The 14,774-nt window shown below is 67.6% G+C and carries 16 protein-coding genes and 1 tRNA gene; 6 read left to right on the top strand and 11 right to left on the bottom strand.

Annotated features, from left to right (window positions below; genetic code table 11):
- The first annotated feature begins 68 nt into the window (after positions 1 to 68).
- A complete protein-coding gene (locus tag A5782_RS05745) occupies positions 69 to 494 on the top strand; it encodes a thiol-disulfide oxidoreductase DCC family protein (RefSeq protein WP_067096378.1) in 426 nt (141 codons plus the stop codon).
- 6 nt (positions 495 to 500) lie between these two features.
- Here the strand turns inward: A5782_RS05745 and A5782_RS05740 are convergent, their stop codons facing one another.
- Positions 501 to 860 carry a hypothetical protein gene (locus A5782_RS05740; RefSeq protein WP_197694123.1) on the bottom strand — a complete coding sequence of 120 codons (360 nt, stop codon included), beginning with the start codon at positions 858 to 860 and terminating at the stop codon, positions 501 to 503.
- Positions 861 to 921: 61 nt separating this feature from the next.
- A tRNA-Leu gene (locus A5782_RS05735) sits at positions 922 to 1,005 on the bottom strand.
- Between the two features lie 95 nt (positions 1,006 to 1,100).
- Between A5782_RS05735 and A5782_RS05730 the strand changes: the two genes are divergently transcribed.
- Positions 1,101 to 1,481: a hypothetical protein gene (locus A5782_RS05730; protein WP_067096376.1), complete on the top strand. Its 381-nt coding sequence runs from the start codon at positions 1,101 to 1,103 to the stop codon at positions 1,479 to 1,481.
- On the top strand, positions 1,478 to 1,828 hold the full coding sequence (locus A5782_RS05725; RefSeq protein ID WP_067096373.1) for a DUF3817 domain-containing protein: 351 nt from the start codon (positions 1,478 to 1,480) through the stop codon (positions 1,826 to 1,828). Before A5782_RS05730 ends, A5782_RS05725 begins: the two co-directional genes overlap by 4 nt.
- 180 nt (positions 1,829 to 2,008) lie before the next feature.
- On the opposite strand, the gene rdgB is transcribed toward A5782_RS05725, so the two are convergent.
- Positions 2,009 to 2,623, bottom strand: coding sequence for an RdgB/HAM1 family non-canonical purine NTP pyrophosphatase (gene rdgB / locus A5782_RS05720; RefSeq protein ID WP_067096370.1), 615 nt, complete (start codon positions 2,621 to 2,623; stop codon positions 2,009 to 2,011).
- 162 nt (positions 2,624 to 2,785) lie between these two features.
- Between rdgB and A5782_RS05715 the strand changes: the two genes are divergently transcribed.
- The gene (locus A5782_RS05715; RefSeq protein ID WP_067096367.1) at positions 2,786 to 3,229 is read left to right on the top strand and encodes a nitroreductase family deazaflavin-dependent oxidoreductase; all 444 of its coding nucleotides are present in this window, start codon (positions 2,786 to 2,788) and stop codon (positions 3,227 to 3,229) included.
- A 92-nt stretch (positions 3,230 to 3,321) separates the two neighbouring features.
- Here the strand turns inward: A5782_RS05715 and rph are convergent, their stop codons facing one another.
- The 7 genes from rph to clpS all read right to left on the bottom strand — a co-directional run bounded on the left by rph (position 3,322) and on the right by clpS (position 8,506).
- Positions 3,322 to 4,101 (bottom strand): ribonuclease PH, encoded by a 780-nt coding sequence (rph, locus tag A5782_RS05710; protein ID WP_067096363.1) that lies wholly within the window; start codon positions 4,099 to 4,101, stop codon positions 3,322 to 3,324.
- A 23-nt stretch (positions 4,102 to 4,124) separates the two neighbouring features.
- Complete coding sequence (locus A5782_RS05705) at positions 4,125 to 4,907, bottom strand: cyclic nucleotide-degrading phosphodiesterase (RefSeq protein ID WP_067096360.1); 783 nt, start codon at positions 4,905 to 4,907, stop codon at positions 4,125 to 4,127.
- A gap of 72 nt (positions 4,908 to 4,979) precedes the next feature.
- The gene (gene murI / locus A5782_RS05700) at positions 4,980 to 5,795 is read right to left on the bottom strand and encodes a glutamate racemase (protein ID WP_067096357.1); all 816 of its coding nucleotides are present in this window, start codon (positions 5,793 to 5,795) and stop codon (positions 4,980 to 4,982) included.
- Positions 5,792 to 6,475: a rhomboid family intramembrane serine protease gene (locus A5782_RS05695; protein ID WP_067096354.1), complete on the bottom strand. Its 684-nt coding sequence runs from the start codon at positions 6,473 to 6,475 to the stop codon at positions 5,792 to 5,794. The genes murI and A5782_RS05695 overlap by 4 nt, the downstream gene beginning before the upstream one ends.
- Positions 6,476 to 6,537: 62 nt before the next feature.
- Entirely contained in the window at positions 6,538 to 7,578 is a 1,041-nt protein-coding gene (locus A5782_RS05690) for a P1 family peptidase (protein ID WP_067096351.1), read from the bottom strand.
- Between the two features lie 16 nt (positions 7,579 to 7,594).
- Positions 7,595 to 8,176: a DUF2017 domain-containing protein gene (locus tag A5782_RS05685; RefSeq protein ID WP_067096348.1), complete on the bottom strand. Its 582-nt coding sequence runs from the start codon at positions 8,174 to 8,176 to the stop codon at positions 7,595 to 7,597.
- A gap of 24 nt (positions 8,177 to 8,200) precedes the next feature.
- Entirely contained in the window at positions 8,201 to 8,506 is a 306-nt protein-coding gene (clpS, locus tag A5782_RS05680) for an ATP-dependent Clp protease adapter ClpS (protein ID WP_067096345.1), read from the bottom strand.
- 67 nt (positions 8,507 to 8,573) lie between these two features.
- Here clpS and A5782_RS05675 point away from each other — a divergent pair, with 67 nt between their 5' ends.
- Positions 8,574 to 9,890: a nicotinate phosphoribosyltransferase gene (locus A5782_RS05675; protein ID WP_067096337.1), complete on the top strand. Its 1,317-nt coding sequence runs from the start codon at positions 8,574 to 8,576 to the stop codon at positions 9,888 to 9,890.
- Positions 9,891 to 9,955: 65 nt separating this feature from the next.
- The gene (locus tag A5782_RS05670; protein ID WP_156623816.1) at positions 9,956 to 11,959 is read left to right on the top strand and encodes an ATP-dependent DNA helicase; all 2,004 of its coding nucleotides are present in this window, start codon (positions 9,956 to 9,958) and stop codon (positions 11,957 to 11,959) included.
- 9 nt (positions 11,960 to 11,968) lie between these two features.
- Here A5782_RS05670 and glgP read toward each other — a convergent pair whose 3' ends face one another.
- Positions 11,969 to 14,629: an alpha-glucan family phosphorylase gene (gene glgP, locus A5782_RS05665; RefSeq protein ID WP_067096334.1), complete on the bottom strand. Its 2,661-nt coding sequence runs from the start codon at positions 14,627 to 14,629 to the stop codon at positions 11,969 to 11,971.
- Between the last annotated feature and the right edge of the window lie 145 nt (positions 14,630 to 14,774).

Raw genomic sequence — 14,774 nt, 5'->3', positions numbered from 1 at the left:
GGGTTGCCTTACCATAGGTCAACCTCGGTGGGCGTCCACCGTCCGTGCCGGTCGGTAACTTGGGAAACATGAGCGGTGAGTCAGCGGCGCCCGTATTGCTGTACGACGGCGTGTGCGGGGTATGCAACCGGGCGGTGCGCACGATCCTCCGGTTCGATCCCCACGGCCGGCTGCGCTTTGCGGCCTTGGAGAGCGTCTTCGCCAAGGCGATCATCGAACGGCATCCGGAGATCGGAAACATCGACTCGATGGTTTTTGTCGACGATCCCGCCCAACCCTCGGAACGGGTTGCTGTCCGATCCAGGGCCGCCCTGCGCATGGCGGATTATCTCGGCGGACCGTGGCGGGCGTTCACGGTCGTCCGCGCCATACCGGCTCCACTGCTCGACTGGCTTTACGACAGGTTCGCCGCCATCCGTTATCGCGTCGGTGGCAAGTACGACAGTTGTCCGCTGCCGGCGCCGGAGGTTCGCGCCCGCTTTGTGCAGGACTGACCGGCATCAGCCGGCGCCGGCGCCGGCGGCCAAGTCCGCTTCGGATTCTTTCCGCTTGAGCTCCGCCAGCTTGCGGTCTTCTGCCGCCGCTTGGCGGTGGATGATCGCAGACCGTCGGTGCTCGTCCGGGTGGGGCACGCCTTGTTCGACGGTCCACTCTTGTATTTGCGCGACCCGTTCATGCTGGACAGCAGATTTCTCGAAGCTTGCCGCTGCGTAGAGCCCTGCGCGAGCGGCGCGTTCGCGGGCCATGGCGGCTCGGTGTTCGGCGAGCTCGACATCTTCTGCGGTGATGGCATTTTCGCCTCGTGCCGATGCCTCGTGTCCGGTGGCCATGGCGTCTCCCTTGCGTCCCGTGAGGTCCATGTACCCGGTAACTGAAGTTTGATGCTTATCCCGCCGAAGATTTCGGCTCGGTGCGCAACAGTGCGGGCGGAGGGACTCGAACCCTCACGCTCTTTCGAGCACCGGCACCTAAAGCCGGCATGTCTGCCAATTCCATCACGCCCGCGGCGTGCCGATCGTATCGCTTGCGATATCGCCGAGTTGTCTGTGACGGGCTCGACGAATTCGTCGGGCCCAAATCGTGAGCGGTACGGTCAAGGGGTGTCCACTACGCATCGTCGCAGGCCCGCGCTAATAGCGCTGGTGATCGTCGCGGCGTGCGGGTGCCTGGCCCTGGGCTGGTGGCAGTGGACCAGGTTTCAGTCCGTCTCCGGCTCCTTTCAGAATCTCGGCTATGCCTTGCAGTGGCCGCTGTTCGCGGGGTTCTGCGTGTACGCGTACCGCAAATTCGTTCGCTATGAAGAGGAATCACCGCAGCCGCGAAGCACCGACCCGATGACGGAGATACCCGCCGGGCTGCTGCCCGAGCGACCCAAGCCCCCGCCGCGGGCGCTCGACGATCCCGCCCTGCGGGAGTACAACACCTACCTGGCCGAGCTCGCCGCGCAAGACGCCGAAAAGCAGAAGAGGACAACCGCATGACGACACCGGAGACGCCTGGGGCGGCAGTGCCTGCAGTCCCCGTCGACAAGATCCGCACCGCACTGCTCGGCTATCGGATCATGGCGTGGACGACGGGTTTGTGGCTCATCGCGCTGTGCTACGAGATCGTCTCGCACCTCGTCTTCCACCACGAGATCCGGTGGATCGAGGTGGTCCATGGCTGGGTGTATTTCATCTACGTGTTGACCGCGTTCAATCTGGCGGTCAAGGTGCGCTGGCCACTCGGCAAAACGGTCGGCGTGTTGTTGTCGGGGACCATTCCGCTGCTGGGCATCATCGTCGAGCACTTCCAAACCAGGGACGTCAAGGCGCGTTTCGCGCTTTAGGCCACTTCCGCAACACTGACCTCTCCCGGTCGAGGCACGGGAAGTGCCCACCTTTGAGCGACAACGTCGGCCCAGCGCGCGGTGTCGCTCAAAGGTGGGCACAACGTCAATCACCCTGCACCGCGTCCGGTGTGACCCGTGTGGTCGCACGCCCAGTCGGGACGAGCACGGCAGCGCCGCCTAACCCCCGGATCGGGCCAGCGTTTCCAGCGCCGGCAGCAGCAGCCGCAGCGCGCGACCGCGATGTGAGACGGCGTCCTTGTCGGTCGGGCTCAGCTGTGCCGCGGTGCGGTCATGTCCGTGCGGAATGAAGACAGGGTCGTAGCCGAAGCCGCCGTCGCCGCGCGGTTCGCGGGCAATGCTGCCGGGCCACTCGCCGCGGACGACGACCTCGCCGGCGGCCGAGACGAGCGCGCAAGCGGACACGAACGCCGCACCACGGCGCCCGTCCGGCACGTCGCGTAATTGCGCCAGCAGCAACGCGGTATTGCCCGCGTCATCGCCGTGGTTGCCCGACCAGCGCGCCGACAGCACACCGGGCATGCCGTTGAGTGCGGCGACCTCCAGCCCGGAATCGTCGGCCACACTTGCCAACCCGCTCGCGGCGAACGCATCCCGCGCCTTGGCCAAGGCGTTGTCCTCGAAAACCGCTCCGGTCTCCGGCGCCTCCTCGAACGGCGCCACGTCGTCGAGCGACACCAACGTCAACCCCGTCAGACCAGCAGCGTCGAGCACCCGACGCAACTCGGCCAGCTTCTTGGGGTTGCGGCTGGCGACCAGGAGGCGGGTCGTCATCTATTCCTCAACATGGGTCTGGGCAGTTGCCGATGCACCCCGGCCACCTTACGGACTGCGAGCCTATGGGTCGGCGACGCGAATCGCATTCAGCGGTTGCCGGCACAGCAGACGGCAAGCTCCGCAAGGAATAGACAGGGCAACGAAGTAGCTTCCCCCAGAGTGAGCCAAAAACCCGATACCGAGACGCTCAAGGCCCTCAATAACAACATCACCGACGAGTTTCGCACCAACGCCGGGAAGGTCGGCGGCCGATTCGAAGGCAACGAGCTGCTGCTACTCACCACGAAGGGCGCGAAGTCCGGCGAGCCGCGCGTCGCGCCGCTGGTGGCCTTCCGTATCGACGGCAAGCTGCTGATCGTCGCGGGTTATGGTGGCGCCGACGTCAATCCGGCGTGGGTGCACAACCTGCGGGCCAACCCGCGGGCGCGCGTTGAGGTCGCCACCGACTCGTTCGACGTCGTCGCGTACGAGCTCGACTCGTCCGAACGTGAGGCGATCATTCCCAAAATCAACGCGACCGTACCCGCGTTCGCCGTCGCGAACTACCAGTCAAAAACCACACGCACCATCCCAATATTCGAGCTGCACAGGGACGAGTCGTGAATGGCCGGAAGGGGTCTGGTCCTGGCCGCTGCGTCGGCGGTGATAAACCGCGGGACAGCTAGGTTGAGTTCAGGTCGCGACCAGCAGGCGGGTCAGCTGCCGAACGCCTTCGGCGCCGGAGCCCCCTCGGGAAGAACACCTGGGTACGGGAGCTGGAGCGCCTCGCGCTGCGCGGCGAACAACTTGTCGCACGCCGCCAGGGCCACATCGAGCAATTTGTCCAGCGTGGACCGCGGGAACGTCGCCCCCTCGCCGGTGCCCTGGACCTCCACGAGGGTCCCGGTGTCGGTAGCGACGACGTTCATGTCGACCTCGGCGCGGGAGTCCTCCTCGTAGGGCAGGTCGACCCGGATCCGGCCGTCGACCACGCCGACGCTGACCGCCGCGATCGCACAGGACAACGGCCGGGGATCCGACAGCTTTCCCGCCGCCGCGAGATACGTCACCGCGTCGGACAACGCCACGAAAGCACCCGTGATGGCCGCCGTGCGGGTGCCGCCGTCGGCCTGCAAGACGTCGCAGTCCACGGCGATGGTGTTCTCCCCCAACGCCGCCAGGTCGATGCACGCACGCAGCGACCGCCCGATCAGCCGGCTGATCTCCTGGGTGCGCCCGGACAGACGGCCCTTCACCGATTCGCGGTCCGACCGAGTGTGGGTTGCCGACGGCAACATGGCGTACTCGGCGGTCAGCCACCCCAGGCCCGATCCCTTGCGCCAGCGCGGCACCCCCTCATTGACGCTGGCGGTACACATGACCTTGGTGTGGCCGAATTCGATCAATACCGAACCGGCGGGGTGGTCAGTGAAACCGCGGGTGATGACGACGGGCCGAAGCTCATCGTCAAGGCGGCCGTCTTCTCGTCTCGTCACGCCGCCAACCCTAACGCGCTAGCTCAGACCCTCTCGGACCGGCGGATATCGAACGTCTCCCCGCACACCACCGCGTGCACGGGACCATCGAACTCGGCCTTGGCCTCGCTGATCACGTCCTCCCGCGAGGTCCACGGCGGGATGTGCGTCAGCAACAGTTCGTGAACGCCGGCCTGCGCCGCGGCGCGGCCGGCCTCGGTGCCCGACAGATGCAGCGCGGGCGGACGGTCCGGCGAGTGCGTCCACGAGGCCTCGCAGAGAAAAACGTCGGCGTCGCGAGCCAGCTCGACGAGCTGATCGCAGACGCCGGTGTCACCGCTGTAGACGAACGATGCCCCAGCGGGGTCGGTGATCTTCAAGCCGTAGGACTCGGTCGGATGGGCCACCACTCGCGGTGTCACCGTCAGCGCGCCGATCTTCACCGGCTCACCATCCACCCAATGGCGAACATCGAAGATGTCCGAACAATCGTCGATCTCACCGCCGTAGGGCGACGACGCGGCGCCCAACCGCGACCAGGTGTCCCCCGGGCCGTACAGCAACGCCTTGCCGAGCGGACGCGTCGGGTGATAGCGCCGCCACACGAAGAGTCCGGGTAAATCCAAACAATGGTCGGCATGCAAATGAGACAAAAGCACGTGCACGGAACCGGGATCGGCATAGCGCTGTAGCGCGCCGAGAACGCCCCCGCCGAAGTCGATGACCAAAGGCGGAGTGTCCGGTGCCCGGAGCAGATAACCCGACGCAGGCGAGTCCGGACCCACCACGCTGCCCGAGCAGCCGAGCACGGTTATTCGCACGGACACTACTGTGCCATGCCCGATGGGACCGTGACGAAAACATCGCCGCATTGGTGTGACGAGTATCTCGTCCCGCCGTTAATCAATATGCACCTGATGGACGGGCTGGACGCCGGTGACGGCGGGACCCAGGAATCGCGCCGCCAATGAGGTGAATGCCTCCGGGTCGCCGGTGGCTTCGAAAATCCGAGTCGCGGGCGGTGCGTCATGAGGGCGAAGCAAGTCCCGTTCGGTGAGCACCCGCAACACTTCCTTGGCGGTTTCCTCGGCGCTGGAAACCAACGTCACGTTGTCGCCCATCGCCAGCTGGATGAGTCCGGACAACAGTGGATAGTGCGTGCATCCGAGCACCAGCGTGTCGACCTGCGCACGCTGCAGCGGCTCCAGATAGCCCTCGGCCAAGCCGAGCACCTGACGGCCGCTGGTCACGCCGCGCTCCACGAAATCGACGAAGCGCGGACAGGCCACCGCGGTGATCTCGGTGTCGCGGGCGGCGGCGAACGCGTCCTGATAGGCGTGCGAATTGATGGTCGCCTGGGTGCCGATGACGCCGATACGCCCGTTGCGCGTAGTGGCGACCGCGCGGCGCACCGCGGGCAGTATCACCTCGACGACGGGCACGTCGTAGCGCTCGCGAGCGTCCCGCAGGCAAGCCGCGGATGCCGTGTTGCAAGCGATGACCAACGCCTTGACGCCGCGGCCGACGAGATCGTCACCGATGGCCAACGCGTGCGCGCGGACCTCGGGGATGGTGAGGGGCCCGTACGGACCGTGGCCGGTGTCGCCGACGTAGATGATGTCCTCGTCGGGCAACTGGTCGATGATCGCCCGCGCGACGGTGAGTCCCCCGACACCGGAGTCGAACACCCCGACGGGTGCCAGCGCCGAGCTCATGTCTTGGGCCGCGGCACGGTGGTGCTCGCTTTCCTCGTCGTCCGGCCTTTGCGTTCCGGTGCGGACAACAGGTAGGCGGCCACGACGCCGGCGATCGCTCCGCACAGGTGGCCCTGCCACGACACACCACCGCAGCGGCCGAGCACCGGCATGGCCCCGAGCAGGACGCCGCCGTAGGCGAACATCACGATCAGCCCGATGATGATGTCTCGCATCCGGCGGACGAAGATCCCGAACACCAGCAGGAAGGCCAGCCAGCCGAAGATCAGGCCGGAGGCGCCGATGTGGTCGGTGGGGCCGCAGCTGCTGCCGACGTTGCCGATGAGCCAGGTGCCCAAGCCGCCCAGGATCCACACGATGGCGGTCGCCCAGACGAACCGGGACAGCCCGGCCAGCGTCATCAGGAATCCCAGGATCAGCAGCGGCACGGTGTTGGCCATCAGATGCTGCCAGCTCTCGTGCAACACCGGGGCGAAGACGATGCCCCACAGGCCGTCGGTCTCCAATGGCCTGATGCCGTTGGCGTCCAGCGAATGCCGGGTCAGCTGGTCGATCAGCTCGACGAGGTAGAGCAACGCCACGAAGGTGAGGATCGTGGCGGCGCCCACCGTCGTGGTGGAGCGCTTCGTCGTCTGGGCGGCAGGCACGCCGGGGCGTCCCCGCGGGGTGGTCTTACCCATGGCTGCCCTTCCGGCGTATTTCCAGCATCGTCAAGGCTACCGGCGCCGCGACCGGTCGCATCTCATCGGCCGAATGCCCCGGGCAGCACGTCGCGGTAGCTCGGTATGCCGGCGATTGATTCGGCGGCCAGCACACCGCCCAGCACCGCTTGCGCCAGGCAATCGGCGGCGGCGATGCCGACTTCGGTGGCCAGCCGGGTCTCCGGGGAGAAGGCGGCGGGCGCATCCGCGGCCGGCGGCACCTCGACCGCCCCGGTGGCCAGCACGAACACGGTGTCACCGTCGACCGGTGTGTGCGCCGGCCGGATGCTGCGGGCCAGCCCGTCGTGGGCGGAGATCGCAACCCGCCGGCACGCCGCCGAGCTCAGGGCGGCGTCGGTGGCCACCACCGCGATGACGGTGTTGAGCGGGTTGTCCACCGGATTCGATGGGGACGGCAACTGGGCGAAGGCGTCGATCTGCTCGGCCGGCGGCGGCTGCAGTCCGAACTCCCGGGTCAGGTCCGCCATCCACGGCAGACCGGTGGCCCGGTCGACGACCTCGCCGGCGGCGTTCACCACGGCCACCGCCCCGACGGTCACGCCGGACGGCAGCGCCCTGGAAGCGGTCCCGACACCGCCCTTGAGCGCCCCGGCGCGGGCACCCACCCCGGCGCCGATGGTCCCGACACCCATCGCCGTGCCGGCTTCGGCGGCGGCACAGGCCGCGTAACCGAACTCGGCCGTCGGGCGACACTCCCAGCCGCCGACCGGCAGGTCGAAGATCACCGCTCCCGGCACGATGGGTACCACCCCGCCGTCCATCGCCACCCCGCGTTCGCGTTCTTCCAGGAAGCGCATGACACCGTCGGCGGCCGCCAACCCGTAGGCGCTGCCCCCGGCGAGCAATACCGCGTCCACAAACCGCACGGTGTTAGCCGGATCGAGCAGGTCGGTCTCCCGGGTTCCGGGCGCACCGCCGCGGCAGTCAACGGCACCGACGGTCCCGGGCGGGGCGAGTATGACGGTGACGCCGCAGGCCCAGCCGGCGCCCAACGAGGCGTCGGGGTCCAGTCGCTGGTAGTGGCCGACACGGATACCCCCGACGTCGGTGATGTCGTTCATCTGTCGCCTATCACGCTCATCGGGGCCCCATGAGCACCAAGACCAGGTACTCCTGCAACACGGTCAGCCACTGGTACACGTCGAAGTGCACGGCCAGTGGATGGTCGGCCGGCAGGCGCTCCGGGCCTTCGGGGCCCACCTCGAGCATGACTCCCAGGGTCAGCCGGATGTCGTTGACCGCTGCGATCCAGGAGTTCGCGTCCTGCTCGGTCAGCTCGAAGCGGCCGCCATCCTCGGGAACCGTGCTCAGCAACCGCTGTGCGGCAACGCGTTTGGCGTCGACGATGTCGGGCTCGTGCAGGCTGCGCAGTGCGGCGTTCAGGCTGTCCGCGGCATCGGGCGGCGCGGTGTCATCGTCGTCGTGCCGATAGAAGTCGGGCAGCAGCCGACGCAACGTGGGATCTTTCGGAGGTTCGGCGTTCCCGGTCTTGATCCCGGTGATCTCCTCGAGTTCGTCTGCCGGCGAGGAAGATTCACGCTCGTCGAGCAAGCCGATCATCGCCGTGGCGAGGTTCTTGAGCAGGGCGGCCTCGTGGGATGCCAGGGACGACCGGAAACGGGGACCGTCAGCGGTCTCGACCCGCTTCCATTTGCGCACCGGGAATCGCCAGCGCCTCGAACGTCAGCGGTCCTGCTGCATCGTCGCCCACAAACCGGCGGCGTGCAGCTTGGACACATCGACTTCCATGGACTCCCGGCTGCCGGCTGACACCACGGCCTTGCCTTCGTTGTGCACCTGCAGCATCAGCTTGGTGGCGTGCGGCTCGCTATAGCCGAACAACTTCTGGAACACATACGTCACATAGGTCATCAGGTTGACGGGGTCATCCCAGACGATCGTGACCCACGGACTGGTAGTGGCTTCTACCGGGGCGGACTCTCGTTGTCCTGTAGTGCCCGGCTTAGTGGGCGCTGACATAACAACCATGGCCTACACGATACCGAGGGTGGGATGAGGTTACCGACCCCCTGATGGCAGCCGATACCGTTATGGAATGAACGACCAGGTCGTTACTGGGCTATTGACCGACAAGTACGAGCTGACGATGCTGGCGGCGGCGCTGCGAGACGGCAGCGCCGATCGACGGACCACCTTCGAGCTTTTCGCCCGCCGACTTCCCGAAGGGCGCCGCTACGGCGTGGTCGCCGGAACCGGCCGGCTGCTCGAGGCGCTGCCGCAGTTCACCTTCGATGACCAGGCGTGCCAATCGCTGGGGCAATTCCTCGACCCAGATACGTTGCGGTACTTGCGCGAATTCCGGTTCAGCGGTGACATCGACGGCTACGCCGAAGGCGAGCTGTACTTCCCCGGATCCCCGGTGCTGTCGGTGAGCGGGACATTCGCCGAATGCGTGGTGCTCGAGACGCTGGCACTGTCGATTTTCAATCACGACACCGCGGTGGCGTCCGCCGCGGCGCGCATGGTGAGCGCGGCCAGGGGGCGTCCGCTGATCGAGATGGGGTCGCGGCGAACCCACGAACAGGCCGCGGTCGCCGCGGCCCGCGCCGCCTACATCGCCGGCTTCGAAGCGTCCTCCAACCTGGAGGCGCAGCGCTGCTACGGAATCCCCGCCGAGGGCACGTCGGCGCACGCGTTCACCATGCTGCACGCCCGCGCCGACTCCCCTACGGAATCGACCGAGTTGGCGGCATTCCGGGCGCAGGTCGAAGCGCTCGGCGTGGACACCACCCTTTTGGTCGACACCTATGACGTGACGACCGGTGTGGCCAACGCCGTGGCCGCCGCCGGCACCGGGCTCGGGGCGGTGCGCATCGACTCCGGCGAGCTGGGCGTGCTGGCCCGCCAGGTGCGTGAACAGCTCGACGGGCTCGGAGCCACCCGGACTCGCATCGTGGTCTCCGGTGACCTCGACGAGTTCTCCATCGCGGGGCTGGCCGCCGAGCCGGTGGACAGTTACGGCGTGGGCACATCGCTGGTGACGGGATCGGGTGCCCCGACGGCCAACATGGTCTACAAACTCGTCGAGGTGGACGGCATGGCGGTGCAAAAGCGCAGCAGCCACAAGGGATCCCATGGCGGACGTAAGGAGGCGCTGCGCCTGTCGCGCGGCTCCGGCATCATCATCGAGGAGGTGGTGTATCCCGCCGGCCATCGGCCGACCGTCTCCGAACCGGCCCGGCTGTTGACCGTCCCGCTGGTGCGTGGTGGCGAGCTGGTGTCCAAACCGAACCTCGCCGCGGCGCGCGAACTGGTAACTTCCGGGCTGCGCAGTCTGCCGTGGGAGGGATTGAACTTGTCGCACGGCGATCCCGCGGTCACGACGACGCAGATTCCCGCCGGCCGGCGGTAGCACCGCCCAACGATGCCCGGCGGATAGCACCGCCCCAAGATGCGAAGAGGGTAGCCACGTCCGACGTGTCCGTGTCCGAGTTGCTGGCCACCGCCGTGGCCGCGCTCGGCGGCAGTGAACGCAGCGGCCAACAGGAGATGGCCGCCGCGGTGGCACGGGCATTTGCCACCCGGGAACACCTGGTGGTGCAGGCCGGCACCGGTACCGGCAAATCGCTCGCATATCTGGTGCCCGCGATCGTCCACGCTCTTGACGATGACTCCCCCGTCGTCGTGTCCACGGCCACGATCGCCCTGCAGCGCCAGCTCGTGGATCGCGATCTGCCCCGGCTGGTCGATTCACTCGCCGATGCGCTGCCGCGCCGCCCGCAGTTCGCGCTGCTCAAAGGCCGGCGAAACTATCTGTGCTTGAACAAGATTCACAATGGCGCGGCGGCTGACGGTGAAGAAGGCGACGACCGGCCGCAGGAGGAGCTGTTCAACCCGATGGCCGTCAGCGCCCTGGGCCGCGACGTGCAACGGCTCACCGAATGGGCGTCGAGCACCGAATCCGGTGACCGCGACGATCTCAAGCCCGGCGTGCCGGACCGATCCTGGTCGCAGGTCAGCGTGTCCGCCCGGGAATGCCTCGGCGTGGCCCGCTGCCCGTTCGGTACCGAGTGCTTCTCAGAACGGGCCAGAGGTCAGGCCGGCCGGGCCGATGTCGTGGTCACCAACCATGCGTTGCTGGCCATCGACGCGGTGGCCGAATCGGCGGTGCTGCCCGAACATGCGCTGCTGGTCGTCGACGAAGCGCACGAGCTGGTGGATCGGGTGACGTCGGTGGCCACCGCGGAGCTGACGTCGGCCTCCCTCGGTGTGGCCGCCCGGCGGATCGGCCGATTGGTGGACCCGGAACTGATCCAGCGCCTGGAGGCGACGACGGCCAACTTCGCCTCGCTCATCCACGACGGCACACCGGGCCGGATCGACCGCCTCGACGAGGAGCTGGCGACGTACCTGACCGCGTTGCGCGACGCGGCGACCGCGGCGCGTTCCGCGATCGACAACACGAACGACCCCAAGGCGGCGTCGGCTCGCGCGGAAGCCGTTGCGGCACTGAGCGAGATATCGGACACCGCGTCGCGCGTGCTGGCATCGTTCGGCCCGGCGATCCCCGATCGCACCGACGTCGTGTGGCTGGAGCACGAGGAGGTCAGGGGATCACCGCGTCCGGTGTTGCGGGTGGCGCCGCTGTCGGTCGCCGACCTGCTGCGGTCCCGGGTGTTCTCGCGTTCGACGGTGGTGCTGACGTCGGCGACGCTGACCATCGGCGGCTCTTTTGACGCCATGGCCACCGCCTGGGGGCTGACCGCCGAGGACGACGACGACGCGCGGTGGCGCGGCCTGGACGTGGGGTCGCCGTTCCAGCACGCCAAAGCCGGAATCCTGTACGTGGCCGCGCACCTGCCGCCGCCGGGACGCGACGGCACCGGCTCGGCCGAGCAACTGAGCGAAATCGCCGAACTCATCACCGCCGCGCAAGGGCGCACCCTGGGGCTGTTCTCGTCGATGCGGGCGGCCCGGGCGGCGGCCGAGGCCATGCGCGAACGCCTGTCGACACCGGTGCTGTGTCAGGGCGACGACAGCACGTCGGCGCTCGTCGAACAGTTCAGCGCTGACCCTCAGACGTCCCTGTTCGGCACCCTGTCGCTGTGGCAGGGCGTCGATGTGCCCGGACCGTCGCTGTCGTTGGTGCTGATCGACCGCATCCCGTTTCCCCGGCCCGACGACCCCCTGCTGGGCGCGCGACAGCGCGCGGTCGCCGCGCGCGGCGGCAATGGTTTCATGGCCGTCGCGGCGAGCCACGCCGCATTGCTGCTGGCGCAGGGATCTGGGCGGCTGCTGCGCCGCGTCACCGATCGCGGAGTGGTTGCGGTGCTCGACTCGCGCATGGTCACCGCCGGCTACGGCGGCTACCTGCGGGCATCGTTGCCGCCGTTCTGGCAGACCACCAACGGCGAGCAGGTGCGCCAGGCGTTGCAGCGACTGCGCACCGCGCCGTCGTCGGAGGAGGGCCTGTCGACCTGACCGGTCCGGCTAGCGGGCCAGGGTGACCAGACCGAGCTCGTTGCTCGCCGCCAGCATCGGATTGTGGGGCAGCACACGCACCGTGTAGCCGACCGATCCGGCCAGCGGCAGCGGCGTCGTCGTCGAGAAGACCTGGTTGCCGCCCTCGGCGGTGCCGGTGTAGGACATCTCGACGGTGATCGGCTCCAGCAGTGCGTCGCCGGCGTCCACCCGGCCCACCAGCGCCTGGACCGTGACCTCGTCGGGCGCCAGCCCGGCCAGCTGGACGGTGGCGGTCAGCGTCAGCTTGGAGCCGAGCACCGGACTGTCCGGCAGGCCGGTGCTGTCGACGTCGGTGATGACGATCTTGGGCCACGCCTCGTGGGCTCGCCGGCGGTACGCGGCCAGCTCACGGGCCGCGCCGAATTCGGCGCCACTCGCCGCGTCTTCGGCGCCGTCGGCGGGTGCGATCGTCTTGCGCAGCGACTGCGCCGCGGGCGTGTAGTACTGCTCGACGTAGTCGCGCACCATGCGCGACGCCAGCACTTTTGGGCCGAGCGTCTGCACGGTGTGGCGCACCATTTCGATCCAGCGGGGCGGCACGCCGTGTTCATCGCGTTCGTAGAACTTCGGTGCCACGGCCTCTTCGAGCAGCGTGTAGAGCCCGCTGGACTCCAGGTCGTCGCGCCGGTCCTCGTCGGCCACGCCGTCGGCAGACGGTATCTCCCAACCGTTTTCGCCGTCGTACCATTCGTCCCACCAGCCATCGCGGATGGACAGGTTCAGTCCGCCGTTGAGTGCGCTCTTCATTCCCGAAGTGCCGCAAGCCTCCAACGGACGCAGCGGATTGTTCAGCCAGACGTCGCAGCCCCAATACAGCAGGCGCGCCATCGACATGTCGTAGTCGGGCAAAAACGCGATGCGGTGGCGCACTTCGGGCCGGTCGGCAAAGCGCACCACCTGCTGTATCAACGCTTTTCCACCGTCGTCGGCCGGGTGCGATTTACCGGCCACGATCAACTGAATCGGCCGTTCCCGGTCGAGCAGCAGCTGTTCCAGGCGGTCCGGATCACGCAGCATCAGCGTGAGCCGCTTATACGTCGGCACCCGCCGGGCGAACCCGATGGTCAACACCTCGGGATCGAATGCAGTTGCGATCCAACCCAATTCAGCGTCCGAAGCGCCTCGCTCGAGCCATGAGCGGCGCAGCCGCTGCCGAACGTCGTCGACCAGCAGGGACCTCAGTTGCGAGCGGATCCACCACAGGTGTCCCGGGTCGACTTGTTTGAGCCGCAGCCACACGCCCGGATCGCTGAACGAATCCGACCCGGCGAGCTCGCGACCCAGCTGCAGCCATTGCGGTGCCGCCCAGGTGCGCGCGTGAACTCCGTTGGTAATCGAGCCGATCGGCACCTCACGCGCGTCGAAGCCCGGCCACAGTTCGTTGAACATGGACCGACTCACCCGGCCGTGCAGCGACGACACACCGTTGGCGCGCTGGGCCAGCCGCAGACCCATGTGAGCCATGTTGAATTTGGCGGGGTCGTCCTCGGCGCCGAGCGCCAGGATGTGAGCCGTCGGCACCCCCGGTAGCAACACGGGCGCAGCGTTGGCATCCGATCTCGGGGCCTTCTCACCGGATTTCGCTTCGTCGCCCGCATGGTCGTCGAAGTACAGCCGCACCATCTCGATGGGGAACCTGTCGATGCCGGCGGGTACCGGGGTGTGGGTAGTGAACACCGTGCTGGATCGCACCACCGTCAGCGCGGTGTCGAAGTCCAATCCCGAACCGGTCATCAGCTCGCGAATGCGTTCCGCTCCGAGGAAACCCGCGTGGCCCTCGTTCATGTGGAACACCTCGGGGGCGGGCAGGCCGTGGATGTCGGTGAAGGCCCGGATCGCCCGCACCCCGCCGATGCCGGCCAGGATCTCCTGCCTCATCCGGTGTTCCTGGTCGCCCCCATACAGGCGATCGGTGACGCCGCGCAGATCGTGCTCGTTCTCAGGGACGTCGGAATCGAGCAACAGCAGCGGAACCCTGCCGACCTGGGCGACCCAGATCCGGGCGTGCAGCTGCGCGGCGTCCGGCAGTATCAGCTCGACCAAAGCCGGCTCGCCGGTCGAATCGGTGAGCAGCCGCAGCGGCAGGCCCTGCGGGTCCAGCGACGGATAGGTCTCGTTCTGCCAGCCGTCGGCGGTCAACGACTGCCGGAAGTACCCCGAGCGGTAGTAAAGGCCCACCGCTATCAGCGGCACGCCCAGATCGGACGCGGACTTCAGGTGGTCACCGGCAAGAATTCCCAAGCCACCGGAGTAGTTGGGCAGCACCTCGGCGACGCCGAACTCCATCGAGAAGTAGGCGATGGCGGCCGGCATCTCGGCACGTTGCTCCTGCTGCTGCTGATACCACAGCGGGCGGCTCAGGTAGTCGTTCAGATCGGCGGTCAGCGCGTCGAGCCGGTTCAGGAACGCCTCATCGAGCGCCAACTCGTCAAGCCGCGCCGGTTCGACCGCGCCCAGCAACGCCACCGGATCGCTGCCGCACCGCTGCCACAGGTGCGGGTCGATCGTCGCGAAAAGCTCCTGAGTGGGCGTGTCCCACGACCATCGCAAGTTGGTCGACAGCTGGTCCAGTGCGGTCAGACGCTCCGGAAGATGAGCACGGACGGTAAACCTGCGGAGGGCTTTCACGCGTCCCTACCTTACTGAGGTTCCCGGCCCGTGCACGGCGACAGGACGCACCGCATTTCCTCGGCGGTGTGTGACCGGAGACTAGGGTGGGTATCGAGTAGTTATCGGGGTCGCAACGATGCTTCCCCACCTAGAAAGTTTCCCC

This window comes from Mycobacterium sp. 852002-40037_SCH5390672 (genome assembly GCF_001665875.1).
GTDB lineage: Bacteria > Actinomycetota > Actinomycetes > Mycobacteriales > Mycobacteriaceae > Mycobacterium.
This window is presented reverse-complemented; position numbering and strand designations above follow the sequence as displayed.